General features: G+C 71.9%; 10 protein-coding genes. 3 read left to right on the top strand and 7 right to left on the bottom strand.

The genetic code is table 11. The features are described 5' to 3' along the window. Positions 1-16: 16 nt before the first annotated feature. Genes ACWDX9_RS19955 through ACWDX9_RS19945 form a run of 3 tightly spaced genes read right to left on the bottom strand, consistent with a single transcriptional unit; the run spans position 17 to position 3,316 of the window. Positions 17-1,273: a cytochrome P450 gene (locus ACWDX9_RS19955; RefSeq protein ID WP_449904365.1), complete on the bottom strand. Its 1,257-nt coding sequence runs from the start codon at positions 1,271-1,273 to the stop codon at positions 17-19. Continuing rightward, a complete protein-coding gene (locus ACWDX9_RS19950) occupies positions 1,257-3,086 on the bottom strand; it encodes an amino acid adenylation domain-containing protein (RefSeq protein ID WP_449955856.1) in 1,830 nt (609 codons plus the stop codon). Before ACWDX9_RS19950 ends, ACWDX9_RS19955 begins: the two co-directional genes overlap by 17 nt. A gap of 8 nt (positions 3,087-3,094) precedes the next feature. Then, positions 3,095-3,316, bottom strand: coding sequence for an MbtH family protein (locus tag ACWDX9_RS19945; protein WP_355205830.1), 222 nt, complete (start codon positions 3,314-3,316; stop codon positions 3,095-3,097). A 136-nt stretch (positions 3,317-3,452) separates the two neighbouring features. Here ACWDX9_RS19945 and vioC point away from each other — a divergent pair, with 136 nt between their 5' ends. From vioC to ACWDX9_RS19930, 3 genes are read left to right on the top strand one after another with little or no spacing between them, the layout of a single operon-like run. Continuing rightward, the gene (vioC, locus tag ACWDX9_RS19940; protein WP_449955853.1) at positions 3,453-4,481 is read left to right on the top strand and encodes an arginine beta-hydroxylase, Fe(II)/alpha-ketoglutarate-dependent; all 1,029 of its coding nucleotides are present in this window, start codon (positions 3,453-3,455) and stop codon (positions 4,479-4,481) included. A gap of 27 nt (positions 4,482-4,508) precedes the next feature. Beyond that, on the top strand, positions 4,509-11,066 hold the full coding sequence (locus tag ACWDX9_RS19935; protein ID WP_449955851.1) for an amino acid adenylation domain-containing protein: 6,558 nt from the start codon (positions 4,509-4,511) through the stop codon (positions 11,064-11,066). Next, on the top strand, positions 11,063-12,514 hold the full coding sequence (locus ACWDX9_RS19930) for an amino acid adenylation domain-containing protein (protein ID WP_449955849.1): 1,452 nt from the start codon (positions 11,063-11,065) through the stop codon (positions 12,512-12,514). The genes ACWDX9_RS19935 and ACWDX9_RS19930 overlap by 4 nt, the downstream gene beginning before the upstream one ends. On the opposite strand, the gene ACWDX9_RS19925 is transcribed toward ACWDX9_RS19930, so the two are convergent. From ACWDX9_RS19925 to ACWDX9_RS19910, 4 genes are all read right to left on the bottom strand, one after another. Then, the gene (locus tag ACWDX9_RS19925) at positions 12,511-14,829 is read right to left on the bottom strand and encodes a lantibiotic dehydratase (RefSeq protein WP_449955847.1); all 2,319 of its coding nucleotides are present in this window, start codon (positions 14,827-14,829) and stop codon (positions 12,511-12,513) included. The two genes, ACWDX9_RS19930 and ACWDX9_RS19925, sit on opposite strands and share 4 nt — an antisense overlap. 5 nt (positions 14,830-14,834) lie before the next feature. Further along, positions 14,835-18,095, bottom strand: coding sequence for a condensation domain-containing protein (locus tag ACWDX9_RS19920; protein WP_449955845.1), 3,261 nt, complete (start codon positions 18,093-18,095; stop codon positions 14,835-14,837). Positions 18,096-18,166: 71 nt separating this feature from the next. Then, positions 18,167-19,024, bottom strand: a complete 858-nt coding sequence (locus tag ACWDX9_RS19915) for an ABC transporter ATP-binding protein (protein ID WP_449955843.1) — start codon at positions 19,022-19,024, stop codon at positions 18,167-18,169. Next, the gene (locus tag ACWDX9_RS19910) at positions 19,021-19,437 is read right to left on the bottom strand and encodes a GntR family transcriptional regulator (protein WP_449955841.1); all 417 of its coding nucleotides are present in this window, start codon (positions 19,435-19,437) and stop codon (positions 19,021-19,023) included. Before ACWDX9_RS19910 ends, ACWDX9_RS19915 begins: the two co-directional genes overlap by 4 nt. Positions 19,438-19,476 lie beyond the last annotated feature (39 nt).

Below are 19,476 nucleotides of genomic sequence, written 5' to 3'. Positions count from 1 at the left end.
AGCGGCCCTCCGGGAGTCAGAGCGTCTTAGCGGTGATCGGCAGGTGCTTGAAGCCGGAGATGAAGTTGGAGTGCAGGCGGACGGGCTCGCCGGCCGGCTCGAAGGCGGTGAAGCGCGACAGCAGCTGGTTGAACAGGATGCGCAGGGTGACCCGGGCGACGGTGTGGCCGACGCAGTAATGCGGGCCGATCCCGAAGGCGAGGTGCTTGTTGGGCTTGCGGCGCAGGTCGAACGTCTCGGCGTCCGGGAAGACCTCCGGGTCGCGGTTGGCCGCGCCGAGCCAGGAGACCACCGCCTGACCGGCCTTGATCCTGGTGCCGCGCACCTCGGTGTCCTGGACGGCGTACCTCATGAAGTGGCTGACCGGGGAGCCCAGGCGCAGGCCCTCCTCGACCGCGGTGGGGGTGACGCTCAGATCGGCCGCCCACCGGTCCAGCAGGCCGTCGCCGATGTGCTCGGTCATCATGTAGTTCGGCGAGTGCGGGGTGGTGACCACGGCGCCCAGCAGCACGCTGTAGCAGTTGGACATGACCTCGCCGGGCGACATGGTGCGCCCGTCGACCTCGGTGGTGATGAGGATGCTGATGAGGTCGTCGCCGAGGTTGCGGCGGCGCTCCTTGTAGATGTCCTGGAAATAGGCGAACAACTCGCGGTGCGCCTGGTCCAGGGTGGCCTGCGCGCCGCCGGGCACCCGGTACTCCGGATCCTCGGCGGCGATCGAGGCGTTGAGCAGCCGGCCGAGCCAGGGCCAGTCGGCCCGGGGGAGGCCCATGGACTCGCCGCCCACCGCGACCGGCAGCGCCAGCATGGCCTGGGCGAAGTCGAACGGGCCGCCGTCGGCGAGCGGGGAGATCACCTCCAGGACCAGGTCGCGGATCAGGTCCTGCTGCGCCTCGATGGACTTGATGGCCAGCGCCTTCTGCAGGCGGGCCCGCATGATCGTGTGCCGGGGCGGGTCGGTCGCGGCGATCTGCCTGCCGCCCGCCGGGTCCTCGACGCCGAGGATGTTCAGCAGCGTGCCGCGTTCGGAGGTGAACGTCTGGGCGTCGCGCAGCACCCGGTCGACGTCGTGGTATTTCACCACCGACCAGAACCCGTTCCGCTCGTCGATCTGCTCCCAGTCCAGGTGGTCATGGTTCCGCAGGTCCGCCCACTTCTCGCGGAAGCGGAAGTCGAGATCGGCGTAGAGCATCGGGTCGGCCAGCCCTCGCGCGGCGGTGCTGACCGGGCAGCCGGGCGCGGCCTGCTCGCCGGTGCTACTGGGTCCCTGCATCCGCGCTCTCCTTCCTGGTCGTGCCGGGCTCCTGCCTCAGGAGCAGTTCCTCGGCGAGGGCGGCGATCGTCGGCCGCAGGTAGAGGATGCGGGCCGGCAGGTTGACGTCGAACTCGGCCTGGAGCGCGGACAGCAGTTCGGCGGCGAGCAGCGAGTGCCCGCCCAGGTCGAAGAAGTTGTCGTCCACCCCGATCGGCTCGACGTCCAGCGCGTCGCTCCAGATCTCGGCCAGGCGGCGCTCGACCGGGCGCTCCGGCTCGATGTAGTCGTTCCAGACGTTGCGGGGGATCTTCTCGGTGGGCAGCGCCGAGCGGTTCACCTTGCCGTTCGGGTTGAGCGGGATGTCCCTCACCACGATCACCGCCCACGGCACCAGGTGGGCGGCGACGGTCGCGATGAGTTTCTCCCGCAGCGCCGTACCGAAGGAGGTCCACTCGGCCGGATCCATGTCACCCACGGCCACGTAGGCGATCAGGCGGGTGTCACCGGCCCCGTTGGTACGGGTGAGGACGGCGGCCTGCTCGACGCCCGGCTGCCTGAGCAGCTCCATCTCCACCGTGCTCAGCTCGACCCGGTAGCCGCGGATCTTGACCTGCCGGTCGGAGCGGCCCAGGAAGTCCAGCACGCCGTCCTCGGTCCAGCGCGACAGGTCGCCGGTGCGGTACATGCGGCTGCCCGGCGGCCTGGACGGGTCGGGGTCGGCGACGAAGCGCTCGGCCGTCGCGCCTGGCCGGTTGAGGTAGCCGGTGGCGACGCCGTCGCCGCCGACCCACAACTCGCCGACGTCCCCGTGGGGGACCTCCTGCAGCCGTTCGTCCAGGACCCTGCCCGTGCTGCCGTCGATGGGCACGCCGATCGGCACGCGCGTCGCGTCGCCGCTGTCGCGGGTGGTCCAGCACGTGCTGAACGTGGTGTTCTCCGTCGGGCCGTAGCCGTTGGTGAAGATCAGATCCGGGTAGGCGGCCATCACCCGCTGGACGTGCGCGGGAGACAGCACGTCGCCTCCGGCCAGCAGGTGGCGGATGCCGGACAGCCCGTCGAGGTGATGGGTGACGATCTTGTGGAACAGGCCGGTCGTCAGCCACAACACGCTGACGCCTTCGTCGCGGAGCGTCGCCACGATCTCTTCGAGGTCGGCGTGCCCGGTCGGCGCGAGCGCCAGCCTGCACCCCTTCACCAGCGGCATCCACATCTCGAAGGTGGAGACGTCGAAGCCGACCCGGGTCAGCTGCAGGAAGACGTCGTCGTCGCGGACGTCGATCCAGCCGGGAGCGTTGATCAGCCGCCAGACCGCGCGGTGGGGGACGACGACGCCCTTGGGCTCGCCGGTGGAGCCGGAGGTGTAGCAGACGTAGACGGGGGTGTCGGGGTGAAGCGGCCGCGCCGGTTCGGCCGGCTCAGGTGCGCTCGCCTCGGTCATCTCGGGCTCGACGTAGAGGATGTGCTCCACGTCCGGCGCCTGCTCGCCGAAACGCGAGCCGACGACGGCGAACCGGGCCCGCGCGTCGCACACGATCTGCTCCCGCTGGCCGGACGGCTCCGCCGGGTCGAGATAGAGGTAGGCGCCGCCCGCCTTGAGGATCGCGTACAAGGTGACGATGAGCTCGGGCGTGCGGCCCAGGACCACCGCGACCACCGACCCGCTGCCGACCCCGGCCGCTCGCAGGCGCGACGCCAGAGCCTCCGCGGCCTCGTCGAGCCGGCGGAAGGTCAGGGTGCTGCCGCGGAAACTGACCGCGATCCGGTCAGGCGTGCGTGCGACCTGCTCGGCCACCATCTCGTGGATGCATCGCGGTGCTCCTGCGTCGGTCATCGCCACTCCTACTCGTGAGCGGTACTCGCGAGGTGCTCGCGACGGGCGCTGCGCGGGCGCAGGTCCGTCCAGTTGGCCTCGATGTAGTCCAGGCACGCCTGCCGCGTGTCCTCGCCGTGCACGACCCGCCACCCGGCGGGGACGTCCAGCGCCGCCGGCCACAGCGAGTGCTGGTCCTCGTCGTTGACGAGCACCGTGAAGCTGCCATCGGGGTCATCGAACGGGTTCATGAAGTCCTCTCCTTACGCTCCACCAGCAAAGCTAACGAGGACGCCGCCCGCCCGGATGTCCCCTCTAACGGGGACCCATGCGGGACGCGGATGGCTCCTACACTCCGGAATGTCACCGACATGGAAGGGAACCGCGGTGCGCCGTTTGACGCTGACACCGGAGGACAACGCGGAGCTGTCCCCGATGATCGCCGAGATCGCCAAGGCCTACGACACGGTCGAGAACCCCGAGCTGATCCGCCGGGCGCCGGTGCTCGCCCGGTCCTTGCCGGTCCACGTGCTGGAGTTCCTGGAGGAGTACCGGATCGGGGAACCCTCGGCCCTGTGCGTGATCTCCGGGCTCGACGTCGACGAGGCGCAGCTCGGGCCCACCCCCGAGCACTGGCGCGACAGCCAGTACGACTCCCCGGCCTTCCCCCAGGAGGTGTTCTTCCTCCTGTGCGGCTCCGTGCTCGGCGACGTGTTCGGCTGGGCCACCCAGCAGGACGGCCGGATCATGCACGACGTGCTCCCCATCAAGGGCCACGAGCACTACGAGATCGGCTCCAACAGCCTGCAGCACCTGTCCTGGCACACCGAGGACGCCTTCCACCCCTGCCGGGGCGACTACGTGGCGCTCATGTGCCTGAAGAACCCCGACGCCGTCGAGACCATGGTCTGCGACGCCGCCGACCTCGACTGGCCGGCCATCGACGTCGAGACGTTGTTCGCCGCCGAGTTCACGCAGATGCCCGACAACTCGCACCTGCCGCAGAACGCCACCGAGTCCACCGGTGACCCGACCATCGACCGGCTGCGGGCCAGGAGCTTCGCGCTCATCCAGTCCTGGAACGAGCATCCGGTCAGGCGGCCCGTCCTGTTCGGCGACCGCGCTCAGCCGTACATGGCGCTCGATCCGTACCACATGAAGACCGAGGGCTGGTCCGAGGCGTCGCTGCGCGCCTTCCAGGGGTTGTGCGACCAGATCGAAGCCAACATGAAGGATGTCAGCCTGCGTCCCGGCGACTGCGTGTTCATCGACAACTTCCGGGCCGTGCACGGCCGCAAGTCCTTCCGTCCCCGCTACGACGGGTCCGACCGCTGGCTGAAACGCCTCAACATCACCCGCAATCTTCGCGGCTCTCGCGCATGGCGGCCGGCTGCCGACAACCGCATCATCTACTGAACCCGCGCCGCGGAGGTAAGAGGGCCAGTGACCAGAGGAGACTTCCCCAACGTTCGCACGGTCGCCGAGGTGGAGACGCTGGCGTGGCTGCTCCGGTGGCGGGCTGCCCGCCGTCCCGAGCAGGTCGGTCACGTCTTCCTCGCCGAGGACGGTGCCGAAACCCCCCTCACCTACGGCGAGCTGGACCTCCGGGCCCGCGCGATCGCGGTCCGGCTGCGGCGGGCGGGCCTGGCCGAGGGTGATCGGGCGCTGCTGCTCTACCCGCCCGGCGCGGACTTCCTCTCGGCGTTCTTCGGCTGCCTGTACGCCGGTGTGGTCGCCGTCCCCACGTTCCCTCCCGACCCGCTGCGGCTGGACCGCACGCTGCCGCGCCTGCTCGCCACCGTCACGGACGCCGACCCTCGCGCGGCGCTCACGGTCACTCCGCTGCTGCCCCTGGCCGGCAGCCTGCCCGGGCAACTGGCCTGGATCGCCACCGACGCACCCGCCTCGGACGCCGCCGAATGGCGGCCGCCCGAGGCGACCGCCTCCTCCACCGCCGTGCTCCAGTACACCTCCGGCTCCACCGCCGAGCCCAAAGGCGTGATCCTCTCCCACGGCAACCTGCTGCACAACTCCCGGCTCATCCACGAGTTCTTCGGCACCACCGAGGACAGCCGCGGCATGAGCTGGCTGCCTCCCTACCACGACATGGGCCTGATCGGCGGTCTCCTCCAGCCGCTCTACGCGGGCTTCCCCGTCTGGCTCATGTCTCCCCTCGACTTCCTGCGGCGGCCGCTGAGCTGGCTGGAGACGCTGTCGCGGGTGGGCGTGACGGTCAGCGGCGGCCCCAACTTCGCCTACGACCTGTGCGTGCGCAAGACCACGGCGAGCGAGCGGGACCGCCTGGACCTCAGCTCATGGCGGGTCGCCTTCAACGGCGCCGAACCCGTCCGCCGCGCCACCCTCGAACGCTTCGCCGACGCCTTCGCACCCGCCGGCTTCGCCAAGGAGTCCTTCTTCCCCTGTTACGGCCTCGCCGAGGCCACGCTCATCGTCACCGGCGGCTTCGCCTCCTCCGTGAACGACCCCGTGAACGACCCCGTGGACGACTGCGTGGACGACTCCGTGGACGACCGGGTCAGCAGCGGCCGAAGCGCGCCCGACCAGAGCGTCGAGATCGTCGACCCCGGCACCTGCCGCCCCTGCCCGCCCGGTCAGGTCGGCGAGATCTGGGTACGCGGCCCCAGCGTGGCAGGAGGCTACTGGGGCCGTCCCGACCTGAGCCGCGAGGTCTTCCAGGCGCGGCTCGCCTCTGGTCCGGGCTACCTCCGGAGCGGCGACCTCGGCTTCCTGCGCGACGGCGAGCTCGTGGTCACCGGCCGGATCAAGGACCTGATCATCATCCGGGGCCGTAACCACTACCCCCAGGACCTCGAGGCCACCGCCGAGCGGGCCCATCCGGCCGTGCGTCCCGGCGGGGTCGCCGCCTTCCTCGTCGAGGACCGGCTCGCTCTGGTGTACGAGCTCGCCAGGGACGCCGGTGACGTGGACATCGCCGCCGTCTCCCGCTCGATCCGCCACCGGGTGGCGGAGGAGCACGGGGTGAGCGCCGGCCTGGTCGTGGCCATCCCCGCCGGCGCCCTGCCCAAGACCACCAGCGGCAAGGTACGGCGTGACGCCTGCCGTCAGCGACTGCTGGCAGGCGACCTGCCCGAGATCGGCAGGAGCGAAAGCGACCCCGACGCGACGGACGTGTCCGCCGCCGGTCTCACCCGGGAGGCGCTGCTCGCCATGCCCGGCGACCGGCGTGCCGGGGCCGTCCAGGACTACCTGCGTGCCCGGCTCGCCGCCCTCTGCGCCGTGCCCGCCGACGACCTGACGCCGGACCTGCCGCTGCTGGCCGCCGGGCTGGACTCGCTGGGCGCGCAGCAACTCCGGCAGGACGTCGAGACCGAGCTGGGGTTGCGCCTGCCTCTCGCCGACATCCTCAGCGGCGCCGCGCTGTCCGAGGTCGCCACCCGGATCGCCGCGTCCGCGGACGGCGAGGCCGTACCCGACCCGCACACCACGGCACCGGCGGCACCCGAGACGACGACGCGGCTCACCCCCGGCCAGCGCACCCTGTGGTTCCTGCAGCAGCTGGCGCCGGAGAGCACCGCGCACACCACGGTGGCGGCGTTCCGGCTGAGCGGCCCGCTCGACCCGCTCGCGCTGCGGGCGGCCTTCGACGCGCTCGTGTCCCGGCACGACGCGCTGCGGGCGGCCTTCACCGGCAAGGACGGCGAGCCCGTACGGGTGACCCTGCCGAACCTGCCGGGAGCCTTCGAGCACGTCGAGGTGGACGGGCTCGACGACGAGGCGCTGCGGGCGCGGCTGGCCGAGGACGCCCACCGGCCGTTCGACCTCGCCTCCGGCCCGCTCGTGCGGCTGCGCCTGTACCGGCGCGCGAGCGACGAGCACGTGGTCCTGGTGACGGCGCACCATATCGTGACGGACTTCTGGTCGACGATGATCCTCGGCCGTGAGCTCGCGGCGCTGTACACGGAACGGGCGGGCGGCCCGCCCGCCGAGCTCGCACCGCCCGGCGCGGACGTCATGGACGTGCTCGCGTGGCAGGACGCGCTGCTCTCCGGCCCGGCCGGACGTGAGCTGGAGCGCTACTGGAGCCGGCGGATCGGCGAAGGCGCTCCTCCGCTGGAGCTCGCGTCGTGGAACGCGGACAACGCATCGGACCGCGGTCAGGCCCGGCATTTCACGATCGACAGCGCGCTGATCGGCAGGCTGAAGCGATGCGCGGCGGCAGAAGGCGTCACGCTGAACGTGCTGCTGCTCGCCGGTTTCCAGGCACTGCTGCACCGGCTGACGGGCCAGGACGACATCGTGGTCGGCACGCCGGTGGCCGCCCGCAGCAGACCGGGTTTCGCGGAGATCGTCGGCTACCTCATGAACCCGGTGCCGATCAGAAGCCGCGCCGACGGACGGCTCACCTTCCGGCACCTGCTGAAGGAGACCAGAAGCCAGGTCATCGGCGCGATCGAGCACCAGAGCCTGCCCAGCGCGCTCCTGGCCGAGCGGCACGCGCGCCGTGGGCTGTTCCAGACGATGTTCGTGTTCAACCAGCCGAACGCCGCCGACCTGGCGCGCTTCCCCGCGGTGCTGCTCGGCCACGCGGGGGTGCGCAGAGCGTTCGGCGGCGGTCTGGTGGCCGAGTCGCTGCCGGTCGAACCCCGGGAGAGCGTGTTCGACGTGGAGGTGTCGCTGTCCGAGATCGACGGCGAGGTCCGCGGCCTGCTCCGATACCGGACCAGCGTGTTCGACGGCCCGGGGGCGGAGCGGTTCGCGGAGACCTTCCTGACGCTGCTGGAGGCGGCCGCCGGCGATCCGGAGACCCGGCTCGGCACGCTGCTGCCCGCGACGGGGGCCGAGCGCGTGCGGGTCCTGCGGGAGTGGAACGCCACGGATCGCGCCGTGGACACGAGCACGACCGTGGCCGAGCTGTTCGAACGGCAGGCCGCCCGGACGCCGGACGCGCCGGCCGTCGTGGCGGGCGGCGAGCGGGTCTCCTATCGGGAGCTGGACGAGCGCGCCAACCAGCTCGCGCACCTGCTCGGCGAGAGGGGGGTCACCCCAGGATCATATGTGGGGATATATCTGGACAAGGGCCCGGCCATGATCGAGGCGCTGCTCGCGGTCGTCAAGGCGGGTGCGACCTATGTCCCGCTCGATCCCCTCAACCCCCCGGAGCGGGTCGCCACCGCCTTCGCCGACGCCTCCGTGACGGGCGTGCTGAGCGAGCGCGCCCTGAGAGACAAGCTGCCGGAAGCTCCGGTGATCCTGCTCGACGCGGACCGGCCGGAGATCCGGCGGCAGCCGACGACGCCGCCCCGGGTGAAGCCCTCCGACACGGCCTACGTGATCTACACCTCGGGCTCGACGGGGACGCCGAAGGGGGTGGCGGTTCCGCACGCGGCCCTGACCAACCACACGCTGCACGCCGCCGGGATGTACGGGATCAGCCCGGCCGACCGGATCCTCCAGTTCGCCTCGATCGGGTTCGACGCCAGCGCCGAGGAGATCTACCCCGCCCTGGCTCAAGGCGCCTGCCTGGTCCTGCGCACGGACCGCATGCTGGCCGACCCGGCCGGGTTCCTGCGGGCCTGCGCGGCGGAGGCGGTGACCGTGCTCGATCTGCCGACCGCGTTCTGGCACGACCTGGTGGGAGCGCTGGAGGACGGCGCAGCCGTACTGCCGGAAACCCTGAGGCTCGTCGTCATCGGTGGCGAGCGCGCGCTGCCGGACCGGGTCGCGGCCTGGCGGGGACGGGCCGGCGACCGGGTGCGGCTGGTCAACACCTACGGGCCCACGGAGGCCACGATCGTGGCCACGTCCGGCGAGCTGACGGGCGCCGCGGCCCCCATCGGCCGTCCGATCGCGAACACCCGCGCCTACGTGCTCGACGAGGCGTGCCGGCCGGTGCGGGCCGGAGTGGTGGGTGAGCTGTATCTGGGTGGCATCGGGCTGGCCCACGGCTACCTCAACCGGCCGGCGCTGACGGCGGAGAGGTTCGTGGCCGACCCGTTCGGCCCCGCGGGCGGGCGGCTGTATCGGACGGGCGACCTGGTCAGGCACCTGCCGGACGGCTCGCTGGCGTTCGTGGCCCGCGCCGACCGCCAGATCAAGCTGAACGGCTACCGCGTCGAGCTCGGCGAGATCGAGTCGGCGCTGCGCCGCCTGCCCGGCGTCGCCGACGCGGCGGTGACCCTGCGGGACCACCTGATCGCCTACGTGACGCCTGCCCTGCCCGCCGAGGAACTGCGCGCGTCTCTGCGCGCCGTGCTCCCCGGGTACATGGTCCCAGCGCACTACGTCCCCTTGGCCGCGCTTCCCCGGACCGTCAACGGCAAGATCGACTACGCCGGGCTGCCCATGGCCGATCCCGCCCCCGTGCGGGAGGGCCCGGCCGAGTCACCGCGGACGCCGGAGGAGCGCGCGCTGGCGGAGATCTGGCGCGAGGTGCTGGGAGTGCCGGAGGTGGGTCGGCACGACGACTTCTTCGCGCTCGGCGGCCACTCGCTGCAGGCCACCAAGGTGCTGGCCCGCGTGGCCGACACCCTCGGGCTGGACCTCCCGTTGCGCGCGGTCTTCGAGTCGCCCACGCTCGCCGCCCTCGCGGCCCGCCTTCCCGGCGCCGCACCCACCCGGTCCGGCCCGGTGCCGCCCGCCCCGCGGGACCAGCCGCTGCCCCTGTCGTTCGTCCAGGAACGCATCTGGTTCCTGCAGCAGGTCGAGCCGGACAGCACCAATTACAACGTCCCCCGGGCCATGCGCCTGTACGGCAAGGTGAACCTGGAGACGGTCACCCGGGCGCTGGCCGACCTGGAGGTCAGGCACGAGATCCTCCGCACGACCTTCCCCGACTTCGACGGCGAGCCGGTGCAGCACGTGCACGAGCCACGCGGCATCCCGGTGACCACGCTCGACCGGACCGGGCTGCCCGAGCACGAGCGCGACGCCTGGATCCGCGACTACATCCTGGCCGCGGGACAGGAGCCGTTCGACCTGGCGGAAGGCCCGCTGCTGCGCGTGTCCCTGGTCCGGCTGGCGGCCGAGGAGTACGTGCTGGTCGTCGTGGAGCACCACATGATCCACGACGGATGGGCACAAGGGGTGTTCCTGCGCGACTTCCTGGAGCTGTACGAGGCGCACGCCACCGGCCGCGAGCCACGCCTGCCCGAGCTGCCCGTCCAGTACGCCGACTTCGCGCTCTGGCAGCGCCGCGCGATCGCGGGGGAGAGGCTGACGACCCTGCTGGACTTCTGGCGCGGCCGGCTCGACGGCGCGCCGCCCCTGCTGCGACTCACCACCGACCGGCCCAGGCCCGCCGAGCCGACGTTGCGCGGCGGTGAGGAGGTCCTGGTCATCGAGGACGGCCTCGCGCGGCGACTGCGCGAGCTCGGGCGGGACCACGACGCCACCCTGTTCATGACCATGTTCGCGGTGTTCGCGATGCTGTTGTACGGCGACAGCCGCCAGCAGGACATCGTCGTCGGCAGCGGTATCGCCAACCGGCAGCGGGCCGAGCTGGAGAACCTGCTCGGCATGATGATCAACACCGTCCTGCTGCGGGTGGACCTGTCCGGGGACCCGGCGTTCCCGGAGCTGCTGGAGCGGGTCCGTGACACCTGCCTGGAGGCGTACGCGCACCAGGACATGCCGTTCGAGAAGCTCGTCCAGCACCTGCGGCCGGCGCGGAGCCTGAGCCACACGCCGTTGTTCCAGGTGATGTTCAGCTTCCTCGACACGCCGATGCCGCGGCTGCGGCTGCCCGACGTGCGCTTGGAGGTGCTGAACGCGCACAACCGCTCGGCCAAGTTCGACCTGAACGCGGTGATCATCCCGCATGCCGAGGACCGCTTCCAGGACGCGGGCTCCGGGCCGCGTGAGGAGACGATCACGGTGCTGCTGGAGTACAGCACGGATCTGTTCGACGCGGCGACCGTGCGCGGGATGCTGGATCGCTACCTCACGCTGCTGCGGGCGGTCGTCGCGCGGCCGGGGACGTCGGTGGCGGAGCTGGTGACGGGTGACGGGGTGCTCCTGTGAACGACTCGCTTCCCGCGTTGTTCGCTGAGGTGTGCGCGCGGCAGCCGTACCGGATCGCGGTCGTCTGCGGCGCGGAGCGCCTGACCTACGCGGAGCTGGACGCCGCGGCCCGGGGGCTCGCCGCCGAGCTCGTGCGCCGGGGTGTGCGGCGCGGGGAGCTGGTGGGGCTGCGGGTGAGCCGCTCGGCCGACGTTCCGGTGGCGGTGCTCGGGATCATGCTGGCGGGCGCGGCGTACGTGCCGCTCGATCCGGGGTATCCGGCCGAGCGGCTGCGGCTCATGGTGGACGAATCCGGGATTCGGTACACGGTGGGCGGCGATGTGCCGGTCTGGGGTCACGAACCGGCTCCGGCGGACGGGCTGCCCGCGCTGACCCCCGGCGACCTCGCCTACGTGATCTACACCTCCGGCTCCACCGGGCGGCCGAAGGGCTGCGTGCTCACCCACGCGAACGTGCTGAGCCTGCTCGACGGCGCGCTGCCGCTGTTCGACGTCGGGGCCGACGACCGGTGGACGCTGTTCCACTCGATCAACTTCGACTTCTCGGTGTGGGAGCTGTGGGGTGCGCTGGCCACGGGCGCGACCCTGGTGATCGTGGACGCCGAGACCTCCGTGGACCCGGTGGAGTTCCTGGACCTGCTGATCCGGGAGGGGGTGAGCGTGCTCAACCAGGTGCCGCCGGTGTTCCGCGTGCTGGTGGAGACGCACGCCGACGCGGGAGGGCCGCCGCTGCCGCTGCGCTATGTGATCTTCGGCGGGGACGCCGTGGACCTGGACGTCACCGCCGCCTTCCTGGACGCGCTGCCCGAGGACGGCAGGCCGGTCGTGGTCAACATGTACGGGATCACCGAGACCACCGTGCACGTCACCTTCAAGGAGCTCGACCAGGCCGCGTTGCGGGGCCCCGGCCGCTCGCCGATCGGCCGCCCGCTCCCGCATCTGGACGTCGTGCTCCGCGACGCGCACGGCGCGGCGGTGCCGGACGGCGAGGCCGGCGAGATGTGGGTGTCCGGCGGCGGGGTCGGCGTGGGGTACCTGGGCCGTGACGATCTGACGGCCGAGCGGTTCGTCGTCGCGGACGGCGTGCGCTGGTACCGGTCGGGGGATCTGGCCCGCCGTACAGGTGACGGCGAGTTGCAGTACCTCGGGCGGGCCGACCGGCAGGTGAAGCTGCGCGGGCTGCGCGTCGAGCTCGGGGAGATCGAGACGGTGTTGCGCGGGTGCACGGGGGTCCGGGACGCGGTGGTGCGGTTGGTCGCCGATCGCACGCTCGGGGATCTCCTGATCGCCTATGTGGTCGCGGGCGACGGCTATGACGCCAAGCTGGTGCGGGACGAGTGCGGGACGGTGTTGCCCGCCTACATGGTGCCCGCCCGGTACGAGACCCTGCCGGCGATTCCGCTGTCCACCACCGGCAAGGTCGACCGGGCTGCCCTGCCGTACCCCTAAGGGCGCTTCATCGCGACGATGCGCAGCTCGGCGGTGTAACGGGCGCCTCGGGCGTCGCGCAGCCACAGGCGGTCGATGTCCGGCAGCATCTCCGAGATCGTGACCGTACCGGACCCGGTTTCGGCGCTGCGGCGGATGGACTTGCCGAGCAGGTTCACCAGCGACAGGCTCCTGAAGTCCACGGCCATCGGCTTGCGCTCGGTCGGCACCCTGACGAAGCCGCGTTCCGGCAGGCCGCACTGAGCGCGCCAGCGTCGTCCCTGCACGTAACGCCGCCGCTCGTCCTTGACGAAGGCCCAGGCCACGTCGGCGGCCGGGAACGTCCACGTCTCGCGGTTGACGACCAGCCGGTCGACGGTGATGCGCGGGCTGTGCGCCGCGCCGCCGAACGGCTTGAACGCGTCGACGACCAGCGAGCTGAACAGGTCGCCGGCGGCCTCCGTGAACGTGTGCTCGCGGCCGTGCCCGGAGCGATGCCGCACGACGAGGTCCTCCCCGCGCCGCTCCACCACCAGGTCCAGCACGGAGACCAGCGGAGACTCCGGTGGCGGCTCGAACGACTCGGCGCCGATGCACAGGTAGGTGTAGCCGGACAGCATCATCTCGTCGGCCCGCGACATCCGCGTGGTGGCCAGCGGCGAGTCGGCGCGCGGGACGACCACGACGCGCTCGTCCAGGCCGCTGGCGACGGCGGCCTCGTGCAGGCGGCGCGGGTCCGGGTGCTGGTTGACGAACACCTTGTTCTCCAGCGTGTTGGCCGAGCAGTGCAGCTCGCCGAGCACGAAGTCCACGTCGCCGCGGGCCAGCGCGTCCTCGTCGGCGGTGAGGAGCATGAGGTCCGGCGAGAACCAGTGCGCGGCGCTCCAGCGCGGCGCGCCCGTGGCGAACTCCGCGGCCACCCGGCCGGCGAGCTCCCCGGCGGTGAACCGGAGCTCCCGCGTCGAGCCGAACTCCTCCGGCGGCAGCCCGATCACCCGCCGCCAGCGCCGCCGGAACTCCTCCACGACCTCGTCCACGATCTCCGACCCCGGCGTCAGCGTGAGCCTGCCCAGCTCCGGCATGACCGAGGTCAGCAGTTGCAGCAGCGGCATCGTGGCAGAGCCCGTGCGGGCCGTCTCGCGGTCGAACGACTCGCGCGCTCTCGCCTCGTAGCGCTCGGCGACGGCATTGGTCAGCCACCTCGCGCTGTCCAGCACCAGTCCGAGCGGCGCGGCCAGCGCGTCGGTCACCCTCCGTCCCAGCCGCACGTCGAGGTCGCGGACGGTGTCCTCATAGACGAGGGTACGGCCGGCGTACACGCCACCGGAGCGGCGGGTGGCCGGCCGGCCGGTGATCCGCTCGAACGTCTCGGCCAGCTCAGCCTGAGCCGCCATGAGCCGCTCCGGGTCCCCCGCCGCGGCCGACACGGCGTCACGCGCGCCGACCAGCTCGTCCAGCGAGGACCGGGCGCGGGCGCGTACCGCGGCGTCGGCGATCAGGTCGATGCGCTCGGCCAGCTCCCGCTCGGGCCAGGTGACCAGCTTGCCGTTCAGGTCGACGCGCACCGCGCCGAGCTCGCACAGCCGCAGCAGGACGGCGACGATCGCCGGATCCGGCGGGTCGCCCGCGAGGTCGCGCACGGTGCGGCGGCCGTCGCAGCGTCCGAGGACACGCAGCTCGGCGGCCCGCAGCGGGACCGGCTTGCGGAACGGCAGCCGAAGCACCCCTCCGGTGAGCGTCGCCGCCGCGTCCGTCTTGGGACGCAGCCACGGCCACACCTCGGGACGCGCCGCGAGCGTCTCCGCCACGGCGTCGATCGCCCAGCCCTCGAAGTAGGCGGTGCGCCGGGACAGCAGCCCGGGTCCGGGAGTCAGTTCCAGGCCGGTGTCATCCGCGCCGATCCGGGCCCAGCCGAGCGGGCCGAAGAAGCCGACGGTGTCGTTCTTGAGGGAGTAGCGCTGCAGGTACGTCGTGATGGTGAGCTCGTGGCGGCGGCCCTCGCGGTGCGAGCGCGGCTCACCGGCGGCCACCTTGTCCAGGCAGACCCGGACGACCTGCGGGTTCTGCCAGGCCACCGCCTCGCGGAACAGGGGATCGGCGGACGCCCGGCGCATGACGGCGGTCAGCCGGTCGGTGGCGGCGGCCCAGACCTTCTCCCACTGCTGCTGGGTGGCCGGAGCGCGCTCATCCAGGTGGTCCGCCGCGGCGGCCAGCTCGGCGTCGCACAGCTCGGCGAACCACGCGGCCGGCAACCCCGTGCTGCGCAGCGCGCATTCGCGCCACAGCAGCCAGCCCGTCGCGCCCAGCGGCGTGTGGTGCTCGGTTTCCTGGGTCATCGTCCTCAAGCTCCCGGTCCGGCCGACTCGATCTCGTTCAGCAGCGCTTCGAGGTCGTCGGCGCCGTACAGCTCTCCCTGAGCGCGGACGATCAACTGGGCCAGGCTCTCCACCGTCGGCGAGCCGAAGACGTCCCGCAGCGACAGCTCGATGCCGAACGTGTCACGGATGCGCGAGGCGAGCTGGGTGGCCAGCAGCGAGAAGCCGCTCAGCTCGAAGAACGTGTCGTGGACGCCGACCCGCTCCACGCTGAGCAGCTCCTCGAAGATCGCGACGAGACGGTGTTCGATCGGCGTGCTCGGCGGCGCATAGTCGTCGACCGGGTCGCTGTCGTCGTCAGGGACGGGGAGCGCGTCGAGGTCGTAGTCGCCGTCGCGGGTGCGGGGCAGCTCATCCAGGATGAACAGGTGCTCGGGCATCAAGGCGTCGGACAGCACCGTGAGGAGGTACTGGCGGATCTTGACGGTGCCGAGCGCCGGGTCGGGGCCGGTGAGGTAGCAGACCAGCACGATCCTGCCGTCCGCCGCGACATGCTCGGTCACCAGCGCGTCCCGGATGTCCGGACCGTCGCGCAGCGCGGCCAGCGTCTCGACGGGATCGGCGTCCGCCCGGCCGACGAACTCCAGCGTGCCGTCGATCCAGCGGCGGGCCAGGTCGCCGAAGTGCTGGGAGCCGGAGCAGAGCTCGGCCACCTCGCCCACGGCGGCGAGCTGATCGCCGGCGTGGCGCAGCTCGGCCCGGTCGTCGGCCGGACCGCCGCTCAGCGGCACCCGCACGCCTGCGTTCTGCGGCTGCCAGTCGGCCGGGACCGGATAGACGGCGACGGGCCGCCCGTCGCGGCCCACCCGGTAGACGCCGACACCCCGGCACCCGGGCGACAGGCGGCGCAGCGCCACCAGGTCGTGGGAGATCAGGTCGCCGGAGTTCTCCACGAACGCGTGGCGGAGCGCCGGGAGCGTCTCGCGGGCGGCGTCCAGACCGCGCAGGATCGCCGGGGTCAGGTAGGCGACCGTGGCCGCGTGTTCCCTCAGCAGGGACAGGTCGCCGCGCTCCGGCAGCAGCAGCGCCGCTCCGGCGCCGAACGCGCTGGACATCGCCGACACCAGGTGACCGGGCAGGGCGGACAACACCGCGAACCGGTCATCCTCCTCCAGCCCGAACCTCCGCACCGCCCAGTCAGCCTCCGGCCGTGCGCCCGGCCCTTCCTGACCCGGCTTCCCGTCCACCGGCCGCTCCGGATCCGGCCCCTCCGTGGCTCCGGTCACTCTTTCGCCATCGTTGTCGGATATTTCGGCGAAGATCGGGCTCAGATCGACATCCGCCCCGCTGCCCGGGAGCACGTCCACCACCGTGGAAACCCCGAGATACCGTGCCGCGACCGGCCCCGCCTCCTCGATCACCGAGAAGGTCACGCCTGCCTTCCCGCATCCGAGGACAGCCGCCACGAAGGCCGCCGAGTCCCGCCGTACCACCCCGAAGTGCTCCATCTGCGACGCCGCACGCTCCGACACCACGCGAGCCACCCGATCGGCCGCGCGGCTGATCCACCGGTAGCTCCGCTCGCCGTCCCGGTCGATCACCGCGACCCGATCCCGCCCCTGCGCGAACCAGTCCACCGCCAGATGCGGCGCCACGGCAGGCCAGTCACCGGCGGCCGTCTTCCCGGCCGCGTCCGGCGGGTAGTCCAGCAACCCCCGGCCGGCATCCTCCACCACGGCGTGCAGGAACACCCGCAGCTGCTCCATCAACACCTGCATCATCGCCGACCGGTACCGCTCGGCGTTGAACTCGAGGTGGATCTGCAGCGCCTCCCCGACCTCCTGCGCGCTGATCATGAGATCGAACTTGCTGTCCAGCGCGGGCATCTCCATCGGCTCGACCGCGACGCCGGTGATCTCCTCCGCCACCGGACTCCCGATCACGTTGAGCAGCACCTGGAACAGCGGTGTCCGGCCCGGGTCCCGTGGCACCCGCAGCTCCTTCACCAGCACGTCGAACGGCGCGTCGGAGTGCGCGTACCCGTCCAGCGCGACCTGGCGCACCCGGGTCAGCAGGTCGGCGAACGTCGGCTCGCCCGACAGGTCCACCCGGAACGGCAGCGTGTTGACGAAGAACCCGATCAACCGATCGGTGCCCTCGTCCGTACGCCCGGCGACCGGCACGCCGATCACCACGTCCCGCTGCCCGGACCAGCGGCCCAGCGTGGTGGCCAGGCTCGCCAGCAGCACCATGAACGGCGTCACACCGTGCTTGCGGCACAACTCGTGCAGCTCACCGGTCTCCTGCGGCGACAGATCGAACCGCAGCCGCTCACCCCGCGCTCCCCTGGCCGGCGAGAACCGCCGCGCCAGCGGCAACGCCAGCGGCGGTGGCGCGTCGGCCAGATGGTCGCGCCAGTAGCCCACCTCCCGCTGGAGCGCCTCGCCCGCCAGCGCCGCCCGCTGCCACACCGCGTAGTCCCGGTACTGGATCGGCAGCTCGGCCAGCTCCGCCCGCTCCACGTCGCCGCCGGCCTCGTACAGCGCCGACAACTCACGCACGAACAGCCCGACCGACCAGGCGTCGGAGACGATGTGGTGCATCGTGACGGCCAGCACGTGCTCGGTGTCGCTCAGCTTGACCAGCAGGCACCGGAACAACGGCCCCCGCGCCAGGTCGAACGGAGTGGTCGCCTGCTCGTCCGCCAGCCGGCGCGCCTCGTCGAGATCGGCGCCCTCGGCGACCTCCAGCCTCCAGCCGGCGCCGAGATCGTCCACCACCTGGACCGGCCGCCCGTCCACGGTCGGAAAGCGGGTACGCAACGTCTCGTGCCGGACCAGGATCGCGCGGATGCTCGCCTCCATAGCCGCCACGTCGAGCGGCCCCACCAGCCGCCGCCGCCCGTGCACGTTGTAGGCGGTACCCGGCCGGAGCTGGTTCTCCAGCCACAACCGCTCCTGGTCGAACGACAACACCGGCTCGGCCTCAGCCGTACGCGGCTCGACGGCGGAACCCTCCGACGACGAGCGCGCGGCCACCACCGCCGCCAGCCCGGCCACGGTGGGGGTGGCGAAGAACTCCTTCACCGAGACCCGCACACCCAGGATCTTCCTGATCCGCGCCACCACCTTGGGCGCCAGCAGCGAGTGCCCGCCCAGCTCGAAGAAGTCGTCGAACACGCTCAGGTGCGAAGAGCCGAGGATGTCGCGCCAGATGTCCGCGACCACCTCCTCATAGGGGGTACGCGGGGCCATGCGCCGGCTCGGAGCCCAGGAAGGGTGTGCCATAGCCGAACCGTACGTGTCGCCCCCGGGCGTCCGGATGTCACACAAAAGGGGGATCGCAGCCCGTCCGGGCGCTACCGCCGGATCACGTGCTCCGGGCCGGGCAGCGCCGCCGACTCGGGGCTGCGCAGATATCCCATGACGAGATCGGCCAACCCGGCCCGCCGCGCCTGCCCGCGCGGGTCGGGGGCGGGCTCGCCCCTGACGAGGAGCTCGGCCTGCCTCCCGGCATGGCTCGCGCTCACGACCGCGGCCCCGGCCGCCATCGGCCCGGCCGGCTCGGTGGACCCGGTGAGGACGTAATGGCCGGCCAGTAACTCCTCGATGTCGCCGCTCACCTGCACCTGCCCGTCGTTCAGCATGACCAGCCAGTCACAGGTCTCCTCGATGTCGGCGACCACGTGCGAGGACAGCAGCACGGTCAGCTCCCGCTCGGCCACCTCCGCCATGATCGAGCGCATCACATCATGCCTGGCGAGAGGGTCGAGATTGGCCAGCGGCTCGTCCAGCACGAGAAGGTCGGGCCGCCGGGCCATCGCCAGCGTGATCGCCACCTGCGCCCGCTGCCCGCCCGACAGGACGCCCACCTTCCGGTCCAGCGGCACGCCCAGCCGGCCGAGCCGGTCACGGGCGGCGCCGTCGTCGAATCGGGAGTTCACCCGGCGGCCGAAGGCGAGCATCTCGGCGGCGGTGAACCTCTCGGTCAGCGGCCTGTCCTGGGCCACGAACGCCACCTCACCGTGCACCACGACGCTGCCGCACGTGGGCTTGAGCATGCCGACGGCGGCGTGCATGAGCGTGGTCTTGCCCGCGCCGTTCGGTCCCACGAGCGCGGCCACGCGCCCGGCCGGGATCGACAACGAACAGTCACGCAACGCCCAGGAGCGGCGGTACCGCACACCCAGCCCGTTCGTCTCCAGCGCCGGCCTCACGCCGCCCCTTCCTTCGCGCCCTTCCCTGGGCCGCCCTTCTGGGAGTCCGCGAGGACAACGGTGACCAGCGCCCTCAGGTCCTCCTGGTCGAGCCCGGCCTCGCGTGCCTCGCGTACCCACCTCTCCAGGTCGCGCCGCAATCGGGTGTGAGCGACGAGCGTCGCGCCCGCGACGCTCTGCAGCACGAATGTCCCCATGCCCGGCCGCCCTTCGACCAGCCCGTCCCGCTCCAGCTCGCGGTAGGCCTTGAGCACGGTGTTGGGGTTGATGGCCAGGCTCTCGACCACCTCGCGGGCGGTGGGCAGCTGGTCGCCCGGCCGCAGCGTGCCGAGCCTGAGAGCCTGCTTGACCTGGTGGACGAGCTGGAGGTACGTCGACACTCCCGAGCCGCGGTCGAGGTGGAACTCGATCACCGCAACACCCTTTCTCTAATCGAATAGTGAAAGAGTGTT

The sequence above is a fragment of the Nonomuraea sp. NPDC003201 genome (genome assembly GCF_053590415.1).
This window is presented reverse-complemented; position numbering and strand designations above follow the sequence as displayed.

Excerpts from the sequence above, each read along its gene's own strand:
- ACWDX9_RS19955 (WP_449904365.1), bottom strand. The coding sequence starts at position 1,273 with ATGCAGGGACCCAGTAGCACCGGCGAGCAGGCCGCGCCCGGCTGCCCG.
- ACWDX9_RS19925 (WP_449955847.1), bottom strand. The coding sequence starts at position 14,829 with ATGACCCAGGAAACCGAGCACCACACGCCGCTGGGCGCGACGGGCTGG.
- ACWDX9_RS19945 (WP_355205830.1), bottom strand. The coding sequence starts at position 3,316 with ATGAACCCGTTCGATGACCCCGATGGCAGCTTCACGGTGCTCGTCAAC.
- ACWDX9_RS19950 (WP_449955856.1), bottom strand. The coding sequence starts at position 3,086 with ATGACCGACGCAGGAGCACCGCGATGCATCCACGAGATGGTGGCCGAG.
- ACWDX9_RS19920 (WP_449955845.1), bottom strand. The coding sequence starts at position 18,095 with ATGGCACACCCTTCCTGGGCTCCGAGCCGGCGCATGGCCCCGCGTACC.